The organism is Photobacterium sp. CCB-ST2H9 (genome assembly GCF_023151555.2).
Taxonomy (GTDB): domain Bacteria; phylum Pseudomonadota; class Gammaproteobacteria; order Enterobacterales; family Vibrionaceae; genus Photobacterium.
On the sequence record NZ_CP100425.1, the window covers coordinates 2,177,109 to 2,195,507 of the forward strand.

18 protein-coding genes are annotated in these 18,399 nt (G+C 49.4%); 7 read left to right on the plus strand and 11 right to left on the minus strand.

Annotation, left to right across the window (positions count from 1 at the left end):
• Positions 1-87 precede the first annotated feature (87 nt).
• The 6 genes from L4174_RS10180 to L4174_RS10205 all read right to left on the minus strand — a co-directional run bounded on the left by L4174_RS10180 (position 88) and on the right by L4174_RS10205 (position 5,294).
• Positions 88-684, minus strand: a complete 597-nt coding sequence (locus tag L4174_RS10180) for an NADAR family protein (protein WP_248140654.1) — start codon at positions 682-684, stop codon at positions 88-90.
• Positions 685-746: 62 nt separating this feature from the next.
• The gene (locus tag L4174_RS10185; RefSeq protein ID WP_248140655.1) at positions 747-1,358 is read right to left on the minus strand and encodes a CHAP domain-containing protein; all 612 of its coding nucleotides are present in this window, start codon (positions 1,356-1,358) and stop codon (positions 747-749) included.
• Between the two features lie 603 nt (positions 1,359-1,961).
• On the minus strand, positions 1,962-2,657 hold the full coding sequence (locus tag L4174_RS10190) for an alpha/beta fold hydrolase (protein ID WP_248140656.1): 696 nt from the start codon (positions 2,655-2,657) through the stop codon (positions 1,962-1,964).
• An 81-nt stretch (positions 2,658-2,738) separates the two neighbouring features.
• A complete protein-coding gene (locus L4174_RS10195) occupies positions 2,739-3,224 on the minus strand; it encodes a GNAT family N-acetyltransferase (RefSeq protein WP_248140657.1) in 486 nt (161 codons plus the stop codon).
• 70 nt (positions 3,225-3,294) lie between these two features.
• Complete coding sequence (locus L4174_RS10200; protein WP_248140658.1) at positions 3,295-3,741, minus strand: N-acetyltransferase; 447 nt, start codon at positions 3,739-3,741, stop codon at positions 3,295-3,297.
• A 356-nt stretch (positions 3,742-4,097) separates the two neighbouring features.
• Positions 4,098-5,294: an MFS transporter gene (locus L4174_RS10205; protein WP_248140659.1), complete on the minus strand. Its 1,197-nt coding sequence runs from the start codon at positions 5,292-5,294 to the stop codon at positions 4,098-4,100.
• A 95-nt stretch (positions 5,295-5,389) separates the two neighbouring features.
• Between L4174_RS10205 and L4174_RS10210 the strand changes: the two genes are divergently transcribed.
• Positions 5,390-6,316, plus strand: coding sequence for a LysR family transcriptional regulator (locus tag L4174_RS10210; RefSeq protein WP_248140660.1), 927 nt, complete (start codon positions 5,390-5,392; stop codon positions 6,314-6,316).
• Here L4174_RS10210 and L4174_RS10215 read toward each other — a convergent pair.
• On the minus strand, positions 6,280-7,263 hold the full coding sequence (locus L4174_RS10215; RefSeq protein WP_248140661.1) for a RimK family alpha-L-glutamate ligase: 984 nt from the start codon (positions 7,261-7,263) through the stop codon (positions 6,280-6,282). The genes L4174_RS10210 and L4174_RS10215 overlap by 37 nt on opposite strands.
• A gap of 444 nt (positions 7,264-7,707) precedes the next feature.
• Positions 7,708-8,460, minus strand: coding sequence for an AAA family ATPase (locus L4174_RS10220; protein WP_248140662.1), 753 nt, complete (start codon positions 8,458-8,460; stop codon positions 7,708-7,710).
• 147 nt (positions 8,461-8,607) lie between these two features.
• Here L4174_RS10220 and L4174_RS10225 point away from each other — a divergent pair, with 147 nt between their 5' ends.
• The 4 genes from L4174_RS10225 (at position 8,608) to L4174_RS10240 (ending at position 12,674) form a co-directional block, all read left to right on the plus strand.
• Positions 8,608-9,324, plus strand: a complete 717-nt coding sequence (locus L4174_RS10225; protein WP_248140663.1) for a response regulator — start codon at positions 8,608-8,610, stop codon at positions 9,322-9,324.
• A complete protein-coding gene (gene creC, locus L4174_RS10230; protein WP_248140664.1) occupies positions 9,321-10,763 on the plus strand; it encodes a two-component system sensor histidine kinase CreC in 1,443 nt (480 codons plus the stop codon). Before L4174_RS10225 ends, creC begins: the two co-directional genes overlap by 4 nt.
• 71 nt (positions 10,764-10,834) lie before the next feature.
• Positions 10,835-12,190, plus strand: a complete 1,356-nt coding sequence (creD, locus tag L4174_RS10235; RefSeq protein WP_248141677.1) for a cell envelope integrity protein CreD — start codon at positions 10,835-10,837, stop codon at positions 12,188-12,190.
• Positions 12,191-12,278: 88 nt separating this feature from the next.
• Complete coding sequence (locus L4174_RS10240) at positions 12,279-12,674, plus strand: DUF2809 domain-containing protein (protein ID WP_248140665.1); 396 nt, start codon at positions 12,279-12,281, stop codon at positions 12,672-12,674.
• A gap of 81 nt (positions 12,675-12,755) precedes the next feature.
• Here L4174_RS10240 and L4174_RS10245 read toward each other — a convergent pair whose 3' ends face one another.
• From L4174_RS10245 to L4174_RS10255, 3 genes are read right to left on the minus strand one after another with little or no spacing between them, the layout of a single operon-like run.
• Positions 12,756-14,012, minus strand: coding sequence for an FAD-binding oxidoreductase (locus tag L4174_RS10245; protein WP_248140666.1), 1,257 nt, complete (start codon positions 14,010-14,012; stop codon positions 12,756-12,758).
• The gene (locus L4174_RS10250; protein ID WP_248140667.1) at positions 14,009-15,394 is read right to left on the minus strand and encodes an NAD(P)/FAD-dependent oxidoreductase; all 1,386 of its coding nucleotides are present in this window, start codon (positions 15,392-15,394) and stop codon (positions 14,009-14,011) included. Before L4174_RS10250 ends, L4174_RS10245 begins: the two co-directional genes overlap by 4 nt.
• Entirely contained in the window at positions 15,387-15,707 is a 321-nt protein-coding gene (locus L4174_RS10255) for a 2Fe-2S iron-sulfur cluster-binding protein (protein WP_256549289.1), read from the minus strand. Before L4174_RS10255 ends, L4174_RS10250 begins: the two co-directional genes overlap by 8 nt.
• Positions 15,708-15,985: 278 nt before the next feature.
• Here L4174_RS10255 and pyrC point away from each other — a divergent pair, with 278 nt between their 5' ends.
• On the plus strand, positions 15,986-17,017 hold the full coding sequence (pyrC, locus tag L4174_RS10260; RefSeq protein WP_248140668.1) for a dihydroorotase: 1,032 nt from the start codon (positions 15,986-15,988) through the stop codon (positions 17,015-17,017).
• 144 nt (positions 17,018-17,161) lie between these two features.
• Entirely contained in the window at positions 17,162-18,394 is a 1,233-nt protein-coding gene (locus L4174_RS10265; RefSeq protein WP_248140669.1) for a sodium:proton antiporter, read from the plus strand.
• Positions 18,395-18,399 lie beyond the last annotated feature (5 nt).

Sequence of the window (18,399 nt, forward strand, 5' to 3'; positions counted from 1 at the left end):
AAATTCCATTCACTCAACAGCGACATCGTTCTTTGTCAAAAACTGTGCGCTCATGTTTGAAATACTGACTGTTCTCAAAGCCACAGACTAGGATTTCAACATGAACGCTTTGCGGACGAGCATCAACGCATAACCGAGCAGATTTTCTCCGCGCCATTGCGCCGGATCTTTCGCACGCTCATCATCGGCTGCCAGACCTATTCCCCAAACTTTATCCACCGGACTTGCTTCAACAAGTATGCTGTCTCCAGTAGAAATCAGGAACGCGAGTAAATCCGGATTTTGACTGAATTTAAGCCGATTCGCCTGAACCACAATACTCAATCGATTTTGATTCCATAGCGTCTCATCAAAGCCTGAAACTTCACGACCCAGCTTTTTCACTTCATTCGGAAGATCACACTGGATGATTTTTTCGGCCACAGCAAAGTCGCCAAACAAAACTGCTTTTTGATACATCATGTAGTGCTCAGCCGTGCGAAACTGAATGCCATTTTCCTCAAAAGAAGCGCCATACCATTGGCTGAAACACGATTTCGACACACCCGACTTTGGCTTCTGATGACCCCAAAAGAAAACATATTCAGGTTTTCCGCCTCGCAAAATAAACTCTAACAGATCTTCATTTTTCTGAATCATAACCATTTGCAAATATTCCTCGTATTCACTATCCCGTCCGGTCAATCAATTCAGCTTTGGCCGGAGATGACAATACTAAGCCTTTCGTCATTCCTCAGGATGCATTTTCACAATTTGATTGACGGGCTGTTCTGACTCAGCCAACCCAGAATTTTTGAGTTCTGAATTGTCCAGCCGTCATGGCTCTCTTCCATGGTGTAAGTTTCCCTGGAGCCCTGAAATGGGCCTGGATTTTGCTGAATAATCTCAACCATTTTAGATATGGGGTTCACTTGAGAAACAATCGCAACATGTCCGTATGGATTCAACAGACTCGCGTCATAGACAACAATATCACTCACTTTCGGCAACTGTCCTGCACCATTCGTAAACTGAATCAAATCTCTTTGTGTATTCAACGCGCCTGATTGAAGCTTTTTATCAAAAAAATCTTTGGCATGCCCATAAGTATCTGGCATACGGTGGTTCAGGTATTCAAAATAATAGCGCTTGATAAATTCAACACACTGATACTTCAGCCCGATGTTGTAACCATCGGCCGATAAATTCCTTTCTGAAACGTGGTTCACGCCGCCATTGTAGTAAACGACAATGCCGTTCAAAGAATCAATTTCCTCACCAACCTGGAAGTGAGGATTCAGATTGACCTTGGTGACAATTTGATACGCCCCCAGACTTAGAAAAATGAGCACGGACAATATCAAAATGACTTTTTTCATTGCGGTTAAACCCTTCTCTCTGCCGTTCAGGTTGATTCTATCTAATGCGTCACATCCACTTCAAAAATGAAATGAATTCACCCGTCATATTTCTGTTGGGATGAAAGAGATACGTGCAATCATCGAAGGTATTATTCTCCATCCATGAATCCTAAGATTCAGAAAAAGAGATTGTAGCCAGACAGAGCGCTACCTTGACCAATCAACAACAGACTCTGATGAGGTGAACCATGAAAACAAAAATAGACCCGATTATATTCGTCATTCTCAGTATTTTATTAAGCTGGGGCTGGACAAAAATAACGAATGAACCTGCGTGCAAACAGAAAATCATCAAACAGGGAGTGGAGTACATCATTCCGATTGATTGCGACAATGTACCAATGTCTTAGAGAATGCCTACACCCCCGAGTAGTAGAAAGATTCATCTTCAGTTCACACCTGAGAACATGGAAAAGGATTTATCTGTCAGATTAGGTTCGAGTAATAAAAGTATCTATTAGCTTTATGATGAAACTTATTATTTTAGCCAAATGAACAACATCGGCTACTTAGAAATCAGCAGGTAAATATTACTGCTTCAGTATACAGCTTTCACGATGCTTACTCGTGAAAGTAAGCAATCATTGCATTCGCCAATTCCCGAGGTTTCTCCAGCGGCAACATGTGACCAGAGCCCGGCGTACTTGTCGCGGTTAGATTTGGATTAAGATGACAGAGACGATTCAACCATTGTGTGTCCACCAGCGCGTCATTTTCACTATGAAAGAAGTGAGCATGACCAGGAAACTCTGTCAGCGCTTTCGCCAAATCTTGTCGTTCGGATGTATATTGGCACTGGCTCAGAAACACTTCGGCACCTAACGCCTTATCCATTTCCAGAATGATATCAATCAACTCATCCGATTGATGTTCACTATCCAGCATTGACGCCGCTTTTCTTCGCGTCATGCCCTTGTATCCATAGGCACTGACCAGCTTGAATACATTGTATCGTTGTTGCAACTCTTCAGGCGGGAGGCTCTTAGGACTATTCGAAATAACAAAGAGTTTATCGACACGTTCCGGATACTTCGTCGAAAAATACGTGGCAATATACCCTCCCAATGAAAATCCGATGAAATTGAGCTTTTCGTCCTGGAGGCGATGGTTGAACTCATCACAAATTTCATCAAAGTTCATGTTGTCGGGAATATCCAGATAAACCACTTCAAATAATGGATTCAAATAAAAAACCAGTTTTTCCCACAGCCTATCATTACACTGAGTGCCCGGTATCAGGTATAACTTCTGCCGCATGAATTTCTCTTTCATCTCATTATGTTTTTTGTTCATATGAACCTTTCGCCACAATCGAAACCAGTCATCATGAATCACCTGCTAAAAATAATCAGGGATAGGTCCGGCATACTGTTTTGATAATTTTGTACGATACATACAGTGACTTTGCAGGAGCCGGTGAAACCCGAGATTTTCATAAAATCGAAAGTCTATATCACAATGCAACAAAACAGTATCGATGTGTTCTTTCATCAGCAGCATCCTGACCACTTTGTCCACTAACAAGGATGCAAAACCCTGGCCTCTTTCTTCCGGAAATGTTGCCACTGAACCAATGCCACGGCAATTCATCTCTAAGCCAAAATGATCTGCATGCACAAGCAGAGAAGCCACCAACCGGTCTTCAACGACCAATACATACCAGCAACCCGATTGATATTTTGAACTCTTTCGGCACTGACAAAGATACGAACGCCATGATTCACGATTCCCCCAAGTGTCATACCCCATGCGGTAAATCATATCCAAGTCCTTTTCCGTGGCTTTTCTTACCCGCACTTTTCCCTTACTTTCGACATCAGACATCTGCACTCACGGTATCCTCTGAACGGTCACATTTGTCGAAATCATGATGGACTCTGGTCTTCAACGCCATTTATTTCACCCGTTGCGTGTAATGCTCAAAAGCAGTCACTTTGGCATAACCTTCAGACTCATAGAGCGACTTCGCTTTCTCATTCGATACCGCAGTTGCCAGTTTGACAGTCAGTGCATTCGTTTCTTTGGCAAATGTTTCCACATACTTTAACAGTGCTCGTGCAACACCTTGATGACGGGCATTTTCTGAAACATAAAGGTCGTTGAGATACCACATTCTTTTCATGGCAACAGATGAAAATGAAGGATAGAGCTGAACAAACCCCAAAGGCTCATCTGTTTCAGTTCTCGCGAGAAAAATAACGGAATCTTGTTCTTCTAAACGCTTTGCAATAAATGCTCTGGCAGCACCCAGATCTGATTCTTGCGCGTAGAACTGACGATAAGCATCGAACAAAACCGATACTTGTTCTAACGCTGCAAGCGTCACTTGTGAGATGTACATCTGAATATCCTTATTTCAAACTGACGTGATGCTATCTGACTTTCATCCTGAAAGCCCTACTCTATGCCAGAGACTCAAACGAACCACAATAAAGTCAGCATGACAAATGACAATCCTGAATTGCTCTGTACCGTTCATCTCATGAGGAGCGGTCGCTAAGGTCAGACTCTACGCTTTTTCAAAGTCACTGTCCTTTAACACCGTATCATTTTCAATATTCCGATGCCGTCAAATATAACCATTGATAAAACAAGCCCTCAAAAATACGATTCAAAACGGTCAAGAAAGGGCTTTACGCCCTTTTAGTACTTGAGAACGACGATGTTTGTACACTTTGCTTTGCAAAACATACCGTTTTAATGGATTTGAGTTTGAGGTAGCTGCGATAGGGCCTGATTTGACCGGGAAGATAGTTTTGGTGACAGCCCAAGCAGGATCAGCCCGACAACAGCAATGGCAGCCCCCATCCAGATTGTGCTGCGGAGACTGAAACCAAAGTCCAGCATCAGACCGGCGGCAAAACTGCTCGACATGATTCCTACATTCACAACAGACGCATGCAACGTATTAATCAATGACCGTTGCCCCTGCGGCAGTTCCATCAACCGGCTGACCAGAGCCGGGTTGAGGCTCACACCGCAAAAACCCATTGCCACAAGGCACACTACGGATACCCAGGCAACGTCGGCATACAGAGCGAACACCACAAAAATCATGATCAATCCCCCTAAACCACCTGCGAGTGTGGCTTTCGCGTGTTTCACCGCAAGCTGAGCAACGAAGTGGTTCCCGAGCAGCATGCATAATCCGTAGACAAACAGCAGCCAGGTGACGACCCCGTCCGGCAATACCGCAAGGTCGGTCAATATCGGCACGATGAAACTGAACGGCGCATAGACTGCGCTGAGAACACAAAAACTGGTTGCAAATACCCACCATAACCGCGCGTCCAGTACCCCTTTCAATTCTTGCTTCACAGGTTGCGGCGCTTCAGCGGGCAGAGACGGAATGACTTTCAGGGTCACCCCTGAACTGAACACGGCCAGTACGGCCACAACATAAAAACTACCGCGCCATCCCCAATGTTCAGCAATTAATTTCGCCAGCGGCAAACCAATAATAGTGCCCAACATGATGCCAGCCAGCACCATGGCGATGGCCCTTAAGGTATCTTGCGGCGCCGTAATCCTTGTGCAAAGCCCGATGGATACCCCAAAGAATGCACCCGACACCATTCCGGTCACCGCACGAGCAAACACCAGCTGGAGATAGCTTTGTGCAAGCGCGCCGAACAATTCACCCAGAATGAAAACGGCATAAAGGCTGACCAGAATCGTTCGGGGCGGGAATCGGGACAACACAAGCATGAGGAGCGGGCCGCCAATCGCCATACTGGCCGCAAAAGTGGAAACCAGATAACCAATCTCAGCAAGAGAAACGCCCAGATCAGCCGCCAGTGCAGGCATAAACCCCAACACCTGCAACTCGCAGGAAATCATCATAAAAATACCAAGGCTCAGCAGGTAAACCCCTGAAGGTAAAGAAGATCGCATAAATTGATTCCAGATAAAGGATAAGGTTCACCCAGTATCATTTATGAATTATCATCAATAAATATCTTCAAATCATTTCACTAATGACTTAAATCATGGATGCTGACCTCAATGCCATCCGGCAATTCATCAAAGTTGCCGACAATCGAAGTTTCACTCTTGCAGCAGCACAATTAGGCATCACGCAATCCGGTATTTCACGGGCCGTCAGCCGACTGGAAACACAGCTGGGCGTAAAGTTGTTACACCGTAATACCCGCAGCCTGAGTCTGACCGCAGACGGTGAACTCTTTCTGACCCGCGTCCGCCCTTTGATCACCGGATTATCTGACGCCCAGCATGAAATGCAGCACCATGGCACGGCCCCCAAAGGGACGCTGAAAATCAGTGCCCCTTCCGCATTCGGACGCCTGATCCTGATCCCTATCGTCAGCGATTTGCTGACAACGCATCCGCAGCTAAATATCGAGTTAGTGCTGACCGACCGAACGGTCGATATTATCGAAGAGGGATTTGACGCAGTGATTCGGAGCGGCCCCGTTGCGGATGCCAGGGTGATCGCAAAAAAGCTGGCACCGGCCAGTTGGGTCACTGTCGCCTCTGCCAAATACCTCGCCCGACGGGGGGTGCCTCAGTCCATTGAGGCATTATCACAGCATAATTGCCTGAGAGTCAGGCTGTCTTCCACCGGGCAGATGAATCCCTGGCAGTTTACGGAAAACGGCAAACGCATCAGCCTTGAGGTCGGCGGAAACCTAGTCCTCGATCATGGTGATCCTTTGGTCGACGCAGCCAATGCCGGAACTGGCATTGCACAACTGCTGACATTTTTCGTCCGCCCTTACCTCGCCGACGGACGATTGCAGGAAGTGCTCTGCCAATACGCACCACCGCCACAACCTATAACCTTACTCTACCCGCCCTCGCGCCAGTACTCAGCGAAACTGACTGTATTGCGTGAGGCACTGGTATCGCACTGGGGTGATCACACGACAGGGACACCATTCACGGCCTCTCTATGAATTGAAAGGTGAAAGTGTTCAGAAAGAAGCACCTGCCAGACCCCAATGGCAACATCGCTGTAACCATTCTGGTAAATCGTCTTCAGAAATGGATTCGAGTTAATCTCCAGCACCTTAAAAAGCCCGACATCAGAATCCATATCGCAAGGTGAAAACAAATCGACACCGATGACTTCAAGTTTGGTGGCAGCATAGATCTTCGCTGACCAGTCAACGATTTCTTTTGAAAATGAAGTCCGGAAATCTTCAATGACTCCACCGTTATTCGGGTTCGCATTTGGCGCCAAAGGAATCGTCTGAAATCTTTCCGGAATGCCTGAGAGTGCCCCCACAACACTGGATAAATACCCTTGATAGCGTTCATATTCATAAGGTGATTTATCCAAAAGCGTCTCATATGAATCCATGCCATTCGCGATCAGCATTGGAATATATTTTTTATAGGAAAAGTAAGGCTTCCCTTTCAGAATGACCAATCGATGCTCACATCCGGAGACAACTTCCTGAAGAACAAATCCATTGTATTCTCCCGGAAGCAGCACAAGTTGGCGATAAAGCTCAGCATCTGAATAGATGACTCTCGCAAAACGCCCATGAGATCCATTGATCGGCTTAAAAAAAACTGGATAACCAAGTGCATTGGCGTATTGAAATGCTTCTTCAACCCCTTTCGCCGTAAGGTTTTCACCTTCAACTTTAAAAAAGTAATCCCCTTGAGGCGTTGCGATTCCCGCGCGTTTTAAGATGATATCTGTATACGCTTTGTCTTGGGCAAGGGATGCGGCGGTTTGTGAGTTACAAAAGTATTGCGGTGACTGAACAAGAATGGACTGATCCAAGCAAGAGATCTCTGCGACTCTCTTTGAGTACTTGTCCAATATTTCAAAGTTCAGCCCAAGACTTTCAACCGCTTTTTTCACAATTTCCAGGTGGACAGACAATTCCATTTGTTCAATTCCTATTGATAATTACAGCTCATAATATGGACATTTTCTCACCAGAATTAAGAAAATTGGCAAGCCTGATAACAACGAAAAAACATAGAATAACCACTGAATTTTCTCCGTCCCGCTTTTTCAAATTTTCAGGTTCTGCAGAGTTCAGGATGTGAAACGGCATTCTATCATCCATATCATCGGGTTATTCTATTGCATTCATGCAACTGCCGTTTACACAAATGCATACTTATCGGACCACTTTCACTTGCTATCCGAGAGAATTTTTCTTTACTTTGATGATCCTGCGAGTCTTACATCAAATTTTAGCGATGGGTTCCCTTGTCGCGTATCGAAGCGAATATCCAAAATAAAAGGATCATCTTTTGCCAACTCTAGTCCACCTTCCCTAAATCACGATCCAAAATTCCACAAAAAACAAAACAAACCGCCCCATCAGTTATCTACAAATAACTCATCCAACATCGGTCTGGGGTGATTCAGAAAAGCCTTGGTAATCGTGTAATGCTCCGTGTCTTCGTATTTGATCGGGTGTATGCCAGACGGACCGATTTGATAGATCCGGGCGCCGGGATAGGCCATAAGCATCGGGGAGTGGGTGGCGATGATAAATTGCGATTGGTCCTGCACCAGCTGATGCATGCGGCTGAGCACCGACAGCTGACGCATCGGCGATAACGCGGCTTCGGGTTCGTCGAGGATATACAGCCCTTTTCCACCGAATCGTTCAACCATCAAGCTCAGGAAAGATTCGCCATGAGACTGATGATGCAATGACACGCCACCATACGAATCAATAATTGGCGGGCCGAAGCTCGGGGCTTCATCCAGTTCATCAATATGGGTAGAGACGTTATAAAAGCTTTCGGCTCTGAGAAAGAATCCGTCTTTGTAACGTCTGAACGATTTACTGAAGCGCAGATATTTGTACAGTTCCGAATGGGTGCTTCGGGTTGAAAAATGAAAGTTTTTCGAGCCTCCTTCCGCGTTGAATCCCATGCCAACCGCAATGGCTTCCAGTAACGTTGATTTGCCACTGCCGTTCTCACCAACCAGAATGGTCACTTCTGCGCTGAAATCAATTTTATCCAGCCCTTTCACGGCGGGAATAGAAAACGGATAGGCCTTGAAAGAATCAATCTGATCGCGTTTGAGCTGAATTTCTCTTAAATAAGGTAAAGGTTCCATGGCTCGGATAACTTCTGGAAATAAGCTGAATTGAGCCGGAGAAATTCTTTTAATTCAAGGAAAATCACATGTTTTGACGGGATTGGCTCGAAAGGACAGAAACAGCACAGGTATAATCCCGGGATCAACAATAAGAAGAGTCGCGCTTTGAATATCCTGATCATTGAAGATGAACCCGCCATTGCGGACACCCTGATTCACGTGCTGGAACTGGATGGCTATCAGGTCAGCTGGTTTCCGACCGCAGGCGAAGGGCTGGCTTACCTGAAAGACCACCAGCCTGAGCTGCTGGTGCTGGATGTCGGCCTGCCGGACGGCAATGGTTTTGAGCTGTGTAAATCCATCCGTGAATTCTCCGATATTCCGATTATCTTCTTAACGGCAAGAAATGATGAAATCGATCGCGTGGTCGGCTTAGAAATCGGCGCGGATGATTATGTCACCAAGCCGTTCAGCCCGCGTGAGATGCTTGCACGCATCAAACTCAGAATCAAAAACCGTCCAGCGGCTGAGTTCGAGGCTGCACAAACATCTGCACAGGCGTCCGTACAGGAAACTGTGCCAGAAGTCGTGACAAATAACCTGTTTGCCGACAACTTTGACTTTTGCTACCAGAGCCAGCCGCTGGGGCTGACTGCGGCCGAGTTCAAAATCCTCGACAAACTGGTGCTGGGCAGTCCCCGGGTTTTCAGCCGAGAACAACTGATGGTGGCGGCTGATATGGCCCCGGAGGCCGTGTATGAACGCAATATCGATTCCCATATCAAAGCGATCCGCCAGAAGCTGAAAGCTGTCGGCCTTGCGGAACGGATTCAGACCAAACGCGGCTTTGGTTACTTCTATTCAGACAAGGAACACGCATGAGCCGCTGGCCCCGGATCCCGCTGGGTATCCGCCTGTTTATTCTGTTTTTTGTCCTGGTTGCCATGACAGCCTACGGGGTCAGCACCACGGTGATTCAGGAACTCAAGCCGACAGTGCGGCAGGCGACAGAAGAAACGCTGGTAGATATGGCAAATTTACTGGCTGTGCTTGCTGAGGATGATTTAGCCAATGGCGATATCACTGAAGGCCGTCTGTCTGAATTGATTTCAGCTTACGGGAAGCGTAATCCGAATGCCCGGATCTGGGAAATCGGAAAAAACGCCATCAATCACCGGATCTATATTACGGACAAAAACGGTATTGTCGTGGCCGATTCCTGGCGGCAGGACATCGGACAAGACTATTCACAATGGAATGATGTTTACCTGACCCTACGGGGCAAATATGGTGCCCGAAGTACGCCGCTGGATCCGGAAGATCCCACCTCCAGCGTCATGCATATTGCCGCGCCGGTGTATCACAATGGTGAAATCATCGGCAGTGTCACCGTTGCGAAAGCTAACCGTTCGATTCAGCCATTTATTGATCAGACCAAACGAAATGTAGCGTTCTGGATGCTCTTAATGACCGCTCTGATCTTACTGGTCGGCGGTCTGGTTGCCTGGCGGGTGCATTCTGCCCTGCACCGGCTGGAAGATTACGCTGAAAAAATGGGGGCCGGCAAAAAAGTCGCCCGGCCGACATTTCGGATCTTCTATGAGTTTGCGACCTTGAGTAACGCCCTGGAAAAACTGCGTAATCAGCTCGATGGCAAACAGTACGTCGAAGACTATGTGCAGACCCTCACCCATGAACTGAAAAGCCCGCTTTCAGCCATCAAAGGGGCAAGCGAGATTTTACAAATGCCGCTGCCGGAAGAAAAAGTGGCCCGTTTCGCCGGGAATATTGAGCGGGAAAGCAGCCGGATGCAGCACCTGATCGAACGACTGCTGGAACTGGCGCGACTGGAAAAAATGCCCCAACTGGAGCAGGTCTCCCGGATTCCGCTGTACCCGTTGCTCGACACTGTCGTGCAGTCTTCTGAAGCGAGGTTAAACATCAAAGCAGCGCGCTGCCGGATCAACGCAGATGAAACACTGGCCGTTGATGGTGATCCCTTCCTGCTGCAACAGGCGTTGTTTAATCTGATGGAAAATGCACTGGACTTCGTGACCCCGTCTGGCGACATTCAGTGGCATGCCGAACGGCAAGGCAATCACATCACGGTGACAATTTTCAATCAGGGGCCACAGATCCCTGACTACGCCCTGCCCCGTCTGACCGAACGCTTCTATTCACTCCCGCGGGCCAATGGCGCGAAAAGTACCGGTCTTGGGCTGAATTTTATCGAACAGGTCATGAAGCTGCATGGCGGCGAACTGACAATTGAAAACGTTGCTGAAGGGGTTTATGTCACGCTGATTTTACCAACTCCATAAAATCTCCACATTCTCACCATCATGACTCCAATTGAGGTAGATAAAGTTTCTGCCAACAAAGGAGACGAATGATGAAAAAACTCTTTCAAAGTGAGATTGGCATGAAGTTCGGGTTGGTGCTGTTCTTGCTGGTGATGCTACAAATCCCGACATCCATGATTCAGGACTTAATCAGCGAGCGTTCTGACTTGCAGCAATCCGTACGCCAGGACATCGCCCGGAGCAGCAGCGACAAGCAGTCCATTTTAGGGCCGCTGATGATTGTCAAATACAGACAAACCGTAAACGGCAAAGAAGGGCCCTATGAAATCAGAAAGGCCAAGTTCATTCTGCCGGAACAATTTCGCATCAACGCGGCACTAAAAAGTTTTGAAAAATACCGCGGCATTTACACCGCCCGGCTTTATCACGCCGATACCCAGCTGGCCGGACAGCTTGATCTATCGCCGATCACAGAGCTGCCGCAAAGTCAGATTGATACCGTCGAGCTGGTCGTCGCCGTTTCCGACAGCCGTGGTATCAACCACATTGGCAAAGCACAGCTCAACGGCACGGATTACCAGGTTGAGCCCGGTACCGATCTGAAGCACTGGTCCCAGGGATTCCACATTCCGCTGGATCTGGCAACGCTCGATCTTGCCCAACCACTCCGCTTTGATCTGGCCATGGTACTTCAGGGGATGGACTCACTCAGTGTTTCCCCGATTGGAAAACAAACTGAGGTCCGCCTGAGCTCCCCCTGGCCGCATCCAAGTTTTACCGGAGATTATCTGCCGATCGAATCTGACATTTCTGAACAGGGCTTCAAGGCGGTCTGGATGACGAACCACCTGTCCAGTAATATTGACGAGCTGCTGAACCGTTGCCAGTCTGATGATCAGTGTTCACAACTGAACAGCCGTCAAATGGGAGTCAGCCTAATTGAACCGGTTGATCATTATCTGAAGTCATACCGGGCCATTAATTACTCGCTGCTTGTCATCACATTGGTTTTCGCGGCCTTCTATTTGCTGGAAATCTTTCAGGCCAAACCGATTCACCCGGTTCAGTATGGTTTTGTCGGCCTGGCACTGGCGGTGTTTTACCTGCTGCTGATTTCTTTCAGTGAGCACATTGGCTTTAACTGGGCATATCTGGTCTCTGCCATGGCTTCCAGTGCGGTGTTGGGTGTTTATGTTTCCGGTATCCTGAAACACAACCGGCATGGTGCAGTTTTCGCGGGGTGCATGCTGGTACTGTATGCCCTGCTGTTCGGACTGCTGCAGGCAGAAAGCTATGCTCTGCTGATGGGCACCCTGTTGTGCTTCGCCATTCTGAGTCTGGTGATGGTCATGACACGACACATCAACTGGTATGGCAAATCATCCATTCGTGAAGCCTCTGAGCCAGACAACGAGTCAAACACAGAACCCGATCCGACGGCTTAATCACACCACAATATCAACCGTTTCATCTCAGGAGCCGTTTACACAAAACGGTTCCTTTCCTCTGACCCGAATAAAACGAAGGATTCCGATGTTCCGATTTTCCCCTGCTCGCTGCCTGACCAGCGTCATATTGCTGGTTGTTCTGGTACTGATTGCCCTGTTTGTCCGTGACAGTTTTGTGCGCCCTTTCCTGGGTGATGTGCTGGTCGTAGTCTGGATCTATGCCTGCGTGACCTCGGTCATTCGCTGTCAGCCATGGCTCGCCAGCCTGGGCGTACTCGCATTCGCTTACGCCGTCGAACTGGCGCAGTATGTTCAGGTGCTTCAATGGCTGGGCTGGGAAGATCACACGGCCCTCCGGATCATTCTGGGCGCGACCTTCGACTGGCTCGACATTCTGGCTTACACCATCGGTTGCGGGATATGTCTGGTTGCTGAAATATCCTCCAAACCATCCCGGACTGACAGCTTGTCTGAGCAATAAACGCTGCAAACAAAAAGCCTCAGGCCAACTGCCTGAGGCTTTCAATGTCTGAAAAACTGAAGTCAGAAAACCAAACGAAACTTACAAACTGGCTTCCAGGTGATATTCACCCACCATGTCCCCGCTCTCGTTCAGGAAACGATCGTACAAGAACGGCGTGATATCGACGCTGGTCGGTTCGCCACGAACCAGTTCGTTCAGCAACTTACCGGTGATGGCTGAGGTCAGCATGCCGGTACGGAAATGTCCGCAGGCATTCATGTAACCTTCGATGCCGGGCATCGGACCGAGAATCGGCAGTTCATCCGGCGACCCCGGACGTAATCCGGCCCAGCAGCGTTTGATATTCATATCACGCAACTGAGGGATAGACTTCATCGCCCCCTGAGCCAGCTGCTTCAGCAGGGTCAGATCGGTGCTGGTGTCATAGCCCCGCTCTTCTGTCGTCGAGCCAATCAGGATCTCACCATTGTCTTTCTGCGCGATGTAGCAGTCACTGGTGGTAATACAGCCATTCAGGATCTTTGGCAGCTTTTCTGAAACCAGCACCTGGCCTTTCACCGGGAAGACCGGCATTTGCATGCCTGTCGCCCACAAGCTGATTTGTTCAGCCCAGGAGCCACCGGCATTCACGATCATCCCGCAGTCCAGTTTGCCCCGTGACGTCTGTACCGCCGTGACCCGGTTGCCCTGACGCTCAATGCCGGTCACCTTGGTATTGAGGTACAGGTCAACACCGTTCTGACGAGCCGCTTCAACATAAGCGTCGTTCAGCCGGTACGGGTTGATCTGATGATCCGTATCGAATTCCATGGCACCAATGGCTTCACGGGAAATGTTGGGTTCCTCACTGAGCAGGGTATCCCGGTCAAGCCAGCGAATATGCTGCTGGCGGTCGGGCACAGCCGAGGCAATGTGCTCAGCGTAAATCCGGTCATACTGATCGAACAGCACAAACTTCAGCCCGGTTTTTTCAAATTTCATATCGACGCCGTGCTTTTCCAGCAACTCCTGATTGAGCGCCGGATACATCGCGTTCGACATCATGGCCAGATCAAAAAACGGCTTTGGCATAATGTGCGGCTTCATGCCTTCGGCCTGCGAGACATCGGCGCCTTCCTGCAACTGCTTCGACAGAGTTTTAAACAAAATTACGCCGCAGCCCAGTCCGGTAGACTCGCCCATTGCCCATAAACCACCAGCGGAAGCCCGTGAGGCATTCCCCGGATTTTTATAATCGACTAAGGCGATCTTCAGGTCCTTATTCCGGCTGAGTGCATAGGCGACCGAACCGCCAATGACACCTCCTCCGCAGATCACCACATCATATTGACTCATGCTTCGTCCTCCATGGCTGAGAAAGGAATTGGATCGAGCGGGAAACGGGTCCTGAAATGTCCCTGCTCATTGTTGTAGCCCTCCTGGGCCAGCCGGTCATAACAATAGTGGCTGCAGGTTTTACCCTGACAGTCGCCCATGGTGACGCGGGTACGCATCTTCAGGCTCACGGTATCACGACAGCCTTCATTGATGGCTTTATCGATAGCTGAACGCTTCACCTGCTCACAGCGGCAAATCACGGTGTCCGACTCTGGCAGTTGCAGGAGCCCTTTTTTCCGCTGATTGGCGCGGTCAAATGCACCCCGGAAACGATAATAACGGCGCAGCGTTTTTTGCAGCTCGGGCAGTCTGGCTTTCACTTCGACCGCCTTCTCCGGCTGAAGTTCGGCCACCAGCGAGAGTGCAGCAATCTGCCCTTCAACGATGGCGACATCCGCGCCTGCAAACCGTGCTGAGTCACCGGCACAGTAAATATTCGGACGACTGCTGCGCTGATACTCATCCGTAACCGGAATCAGGCCGCTGAACTCATCCACACGAACTTCCAGCTCCATCAGTTGCGCCAGCTGAGAACGGGACGCAAAGCCGTACCCGACACCCAGCAGATCCGCGTCAATCCATTGAATATGCTGCTTATCGGCTTCCCAGTTGCGGTTATAAGGCGCCACTGCAACGCGCTCGAGGGCTTCGCCGCCTTCTGCTTTCACAATTCCCCAGCCATGTTTCACCGGGACATGATGCCGTTTGAGGTACGCCATCAGCGACATCCCCTCCAGCGCGACCTGCGGACGGTTCAGTAATGCCAGCACCTCTTTGCTGATCTCAGTGAATGGCGTCGCATCATAGACCCCTTTCACATCCACCCCGGCACGGTGGAGCTGGCAGGCCACCAGGATTAGCAGAGGTCCGGTTCCGGTCAGCACGGCCTGATGACCCGGGCGCACCAGCCCGCTTTTCAGCTGCAGCTGAATGCCCCCGGTCAGCATCACCCCCGGCAACTGCCATCCCGGAAATGGAATACTGCGCTCCTGACAGCCCGTCGCCAGAAACAAATAATCGAAATCCAATTGTGACAGCTTGTCCTGATGCGAAAGCAGCAGCTGATTTTGTGCCAGTGGCCCCAGCACCCGGGTTTCGGTCTGCAAATCAATGTTGTCCTGATGCTTCGCCACTAAAGCTTGCTGTAAATGAATCTTTTTCTGCAGGCTTTCATCCAGATGAGGCATGGATTGCGTCGTCCGCCAGGGACCACGGTAAATCACACCGCCAGCTTTAGGTGACTCATCCAGCACGGTTGAACGCACGCCATATTCAGACAAAGTCGCCGCAATCGACATCCCGGCAGGACCAGCACCAACAATCACAATTTTCTCAGACATTCTTATCCGCTCCCTCAACAACACGGTTACTGCATGTATTAATTTGCATGCCGGGCTGAACGATGGTCTGGCAGGCGCGTTTTTTGTGGCGCCCGTTAATTTTGACCATGCAGCAATGGCATACGCCCATGCCACAAAATGCCCCGGACGACTGGCCATAATCATTTTTCATTAATCGTCTGAATTCACTGGCCAGTAATGTACTCAGTACACTTTCACCCGGAACAGCGTCCACTTCGGTCTCGTTCACGCGTATCCGAAACGTCTCATCGATGATTGGTGTAATATCCTGCGTTCTTGTTATATGTGTCATTTATTATCTATCTCATGTAGGTATAGTAAGAAATATCACTGACAAAACACACAGCAGTGATACTGCATGCATATTGCGAACGCTATCATGTATTTTTTTTCAACGATTGTTTTCGATCAATCTTTCACGCAATTGTTACGTTTATTAACGAAAAATTCACAAAACTCTGAGCATACAATGCAAACGATTGCCAGTTTTGAGATCTAAAGATGGAATACGGCTTTACTTAGACAAGTCATACTTTTAGAATCGGTCGAATTTTTTTGGAGGGAGCTATTATGACGTCGATCACTATCACTCGTCCGGATGACTGGCACGTCCACCTTCGTGACGGAGATGTGCTAAAAGATACGGTTCGGGACATCAGTCGCTATATGGGACGGGCCATCGTCATGCCAAACCTGATTCCTCCCGTAACCGACACGCATGCTGCTCTGGCCTATCGTGATCGTATTCTGGCTGCCCAGCCAAGTGAAACATTCTCCCCTCTGATGGTTTTATACCTCACCGACAACACCACTCCTGATGAAATCCGCAAGGCCAAGGCAACCGGTCATGTTTATGCGGCAAAACTCTATCCGGCCGGCGCCACAACTAACTCCGATTCAGGGGTGACCGACATCAGCAAACTGCTGCCAACCATGGAAGCCATGCAGGAAGTCGGGATGCCGCTGCTGATTCACGGAGAAGTGACCCAGCACGATGTGGATATTTTCGACCGCGAGAAAGTGTTCCTGGAAACTGTCCTGGCACCGATTGTCGCCCAAATGCCGGACCTGAAAGTGGTGCTGGAACATATCACCACCAAAGATGCGGTCGATTTTGTGAACAACGCAGGACCGAACGTGGGCGCCACCATCACGGCACATCACCTGCTGTATAACCGGAACCATATGCTGGCCGGCGGTATTCGCCCGCACTTCTACTGCCTGCCGATCCTGAAGCGCAACACGCATCAGGAGGCCCTGATTGCAGCGGCTACCAGCGGCAGCAAAAAATTCTTCCTGGGCACCGACTCTGCACCGCATGCAAAAGGGAAGAAAGAAGCGGCCTGCGGTTGTGCCGGTTCTTATACCGCACATGCTGCCATTGAACTCTATGCGGAAGTCTTTGAGCAGGAGGACGCCCTGGACAAGCTGGAAGCGTTTGCCAGCCACAATGGTCCGGATTTCTATGGCCTGCCACGTAACAGCGACACCATCACCCTGACCAAACAAAGTTGGGATGTGCCGGAAACCATGGCATTCGGCGGCGATGTTGTGGTCCCGATCCGCGCCGGTGAACAAATCAGCTGGAAAGTGGAAAACTAAACCCCTCGTTTAGCCAGAATCATCTCTTTAAGGCTCCCTTGCGGAGCCTTTTGTTTGGGGCTTCGCGAATTCATGAAATTCGCTTGCTTCATTGCCCTTTCCGTTTAGAGTATAAAAATCAATCACTTTTCCGGAGAGACTTCAGTGACTGGCTACGAATCTATCCCCTCGCTGGTGATGTTTGCTGTGCTGGGCTGGATAGCACTCAACACGATTTTTTACTTTTCTCATCGCTGGCGGATGTTTTCCGATATTACCTGGATCCTCTTACTGGGTCTGACCTACGGTGCATTTTCCGCTATGCCGGACTCAAACCTGCCGGATCTGGTTCTGGAACCGCATGTCGTTCTGTATGTCTTCGTCCCGTTGCTGGTGTTTTCCTCAACGCAGTGCATGTGCCTGTTTCATTTCCGGCATGTACTGGTTCCGGCAACGCTGGCGGGGACACTGGGCATCGTCATCAGTATGGGGGTGATTGCCGCTGTGCTTCACTGGTTGCTTGGCATTCCATGGATGCCCGCGCTGCTGTTCGGCGTCATTATTTCTGCCACAGACCCGCTGGCAATCAGTGCCTTGTTTAAAGACAACCAGAGTGTCACGGAAGATCAGAAACTGCTGGTCGAAGGCGAATCTATTCTGAATGACGGCTTTGTCGTCACCGTTGCGGGGATACTCTCGCTGGTTCTTTTCAGCGAAACCGAGCTGGATCTGGCTATCAGCAGCCTGAGTTTCTTCACCCATATCGCCGGTGCACTGGCCGTTGGTGCCCTGCTGGGCAGAGCCGCACGCTGGCTGCTGGCCCTCTTGCATGAGCGGCATTATACCCTGACGACAAACATCACACTGGCACTGGCTTACGGCAGTTTTGTAGTTGCCGAAGAATTGCATTTCTCCGGAATTCTCGCTGTGTTCGCATCAGCCCTGGCCTATGGCTATAAGCCCTATGAAGATGATGCCGATCATCTGGCACATCAGGAAATCTGGGAGTATCTGGACTATGTCGCCAATGCCCTGCTGTTCTTCCTGCTGGGTTCCAGCGTGTTCACCCTGTTGTCACCCGACAACCTGTCCGTCAGCATTATCGTCCTGTCGATCACGCTGCTGTTTACCGCGCGGTTTATTTCTCTCTGGCTGATGCGCCCTATTCTGCATATTAACCACCGTAAACTGTCCCGGCTGGATTTCTGGCTGCTGAATTTCTCCGGCGCTCGCGGAGCAGTCTCAATTGCCCTGCTGCTGATGCTGCCGGCAGATTTCAGTTATAAGCCTCTGTTTCTGACCATGGCCGTGAGCATGATTTTATTCTCGCTCATTGTGTATCCGGTGATCACCAAATCAATGCTCGCCCGGCACACACCCGTCAACCAGCAGCCTTAAAAAAA

What these genes read in the sequence shown, in the direction of transcription:
- L4174_RS10185 (WP_248140655.1), bottom strand. Translation starts at nt 1,358, where the DNA reads ATGAAAAAAGTCATTTTGATATTGTCCGTGCTCATTTTTCTAAGTCTG.
- L4174_RS10190 (WP_248140656.1), bottom strand. Translation starts at nt 2,657, where the DNA reads ATGCGGCAGAAGTTATACCTGATACCGGGCACTCAGTGTAATGATAGG.
- L4174_RS10195 (WP_248140657.1), bottom strand. Translation starts at nt 3,224, where the DNA reads ATGTCTGATGTCGAAAGTAAGGGAAAAGTGCGGGTAAGAAAAGCCACG.
- L4174_RS10200 (WP_248140658.1), bottom strand. Translation starts at nt 3,741, where the DNA reads ATGTACATCTCACAAGTGACGCTTGCAGCGTTAGAACAAGTATCGGTT.
- L4174_RS10205 (WP_248140659.1), bottom strand. Translation starts at nt 5,294, where the DNA reads ATGCGATCTTCTTTACCTTCAGGGGTTTACCTGCTGAGCCTTGGTATT.
- L4174_RS10210 (WP_248140660.1), top strand. Translation starts at nt 5,390, where the DNA reads ATGGATGCTGACCTCAATGCCATCCGGCAATTCATCAAAGTTGCCGAC.
- L4174_RS10215 (WP_248140661.1), bottom strand. Translation starts at nt 7,263, where the DNA reads ATGGAATTGTCTGTCCACCTGGAAATTGTGAAAAAAGCGGTTGAAAGT.
- L4174_RS10220 (WP_248140662.1), bottom strand. Translation starts at nt 8,460, where the DNA reads ATGGAACCTTTACCTTATTTAAGAGAAATTCAGCTCAAACGCGATCAG.
- creC (WP_248140664.1), top strand. Translation starts at nt 9,321, where the DNA reads ATGAGCCGCTGGCCCCGGATCCCGCTGGGTATCCGCCTGTTTATTCTG.
- creD (WP_248141677.1), top strand. Translation starts at nt 10,835, where the DNA reads ATGAAAAAACTCTTTCAAAGTGAGATTGGCATGAAGTTCGGGTTGGTG.
- L4174_RS10240 (WP_248140665.1), top strand. Translation starts at nt 12,279, where the DNA reads ATGTTCCGATTTTCCCCTGCTCGCTGCCTGACCAGCGTCATATTGCTG.
- L4174_RS10245 (WP_248140666.1), bottom strand. Translation starts at nt 14,012, where the DNA reads ATGAGTCAATATGATGTGGTGATCTGCGGAGGAGGTGTCATTGGCGGT.
- L4174_RS10250 (WP_248140667.1), bottom strand. Translation starts at nt 15,394, where the DNA reads ATGTCTGAGAAAATTGTGATTGTTGGTGCTGGTCCTGCCGGGATGTCG.
- L4174_RS10255 (WP_256549289.1), bottom strand. Translation starts at nt 15,707, where the DNA reads ATGACACATATAACAAGAACGCAGGATATTACACCAATCATCGATGAG.
- pyrC (WP_248140668.1), top strand. Translation starts at nt 15,986, where the DNA reads ATGACGTCGATCACTATCACTCGTCCGGATGACTGGCACGTCCACCTT.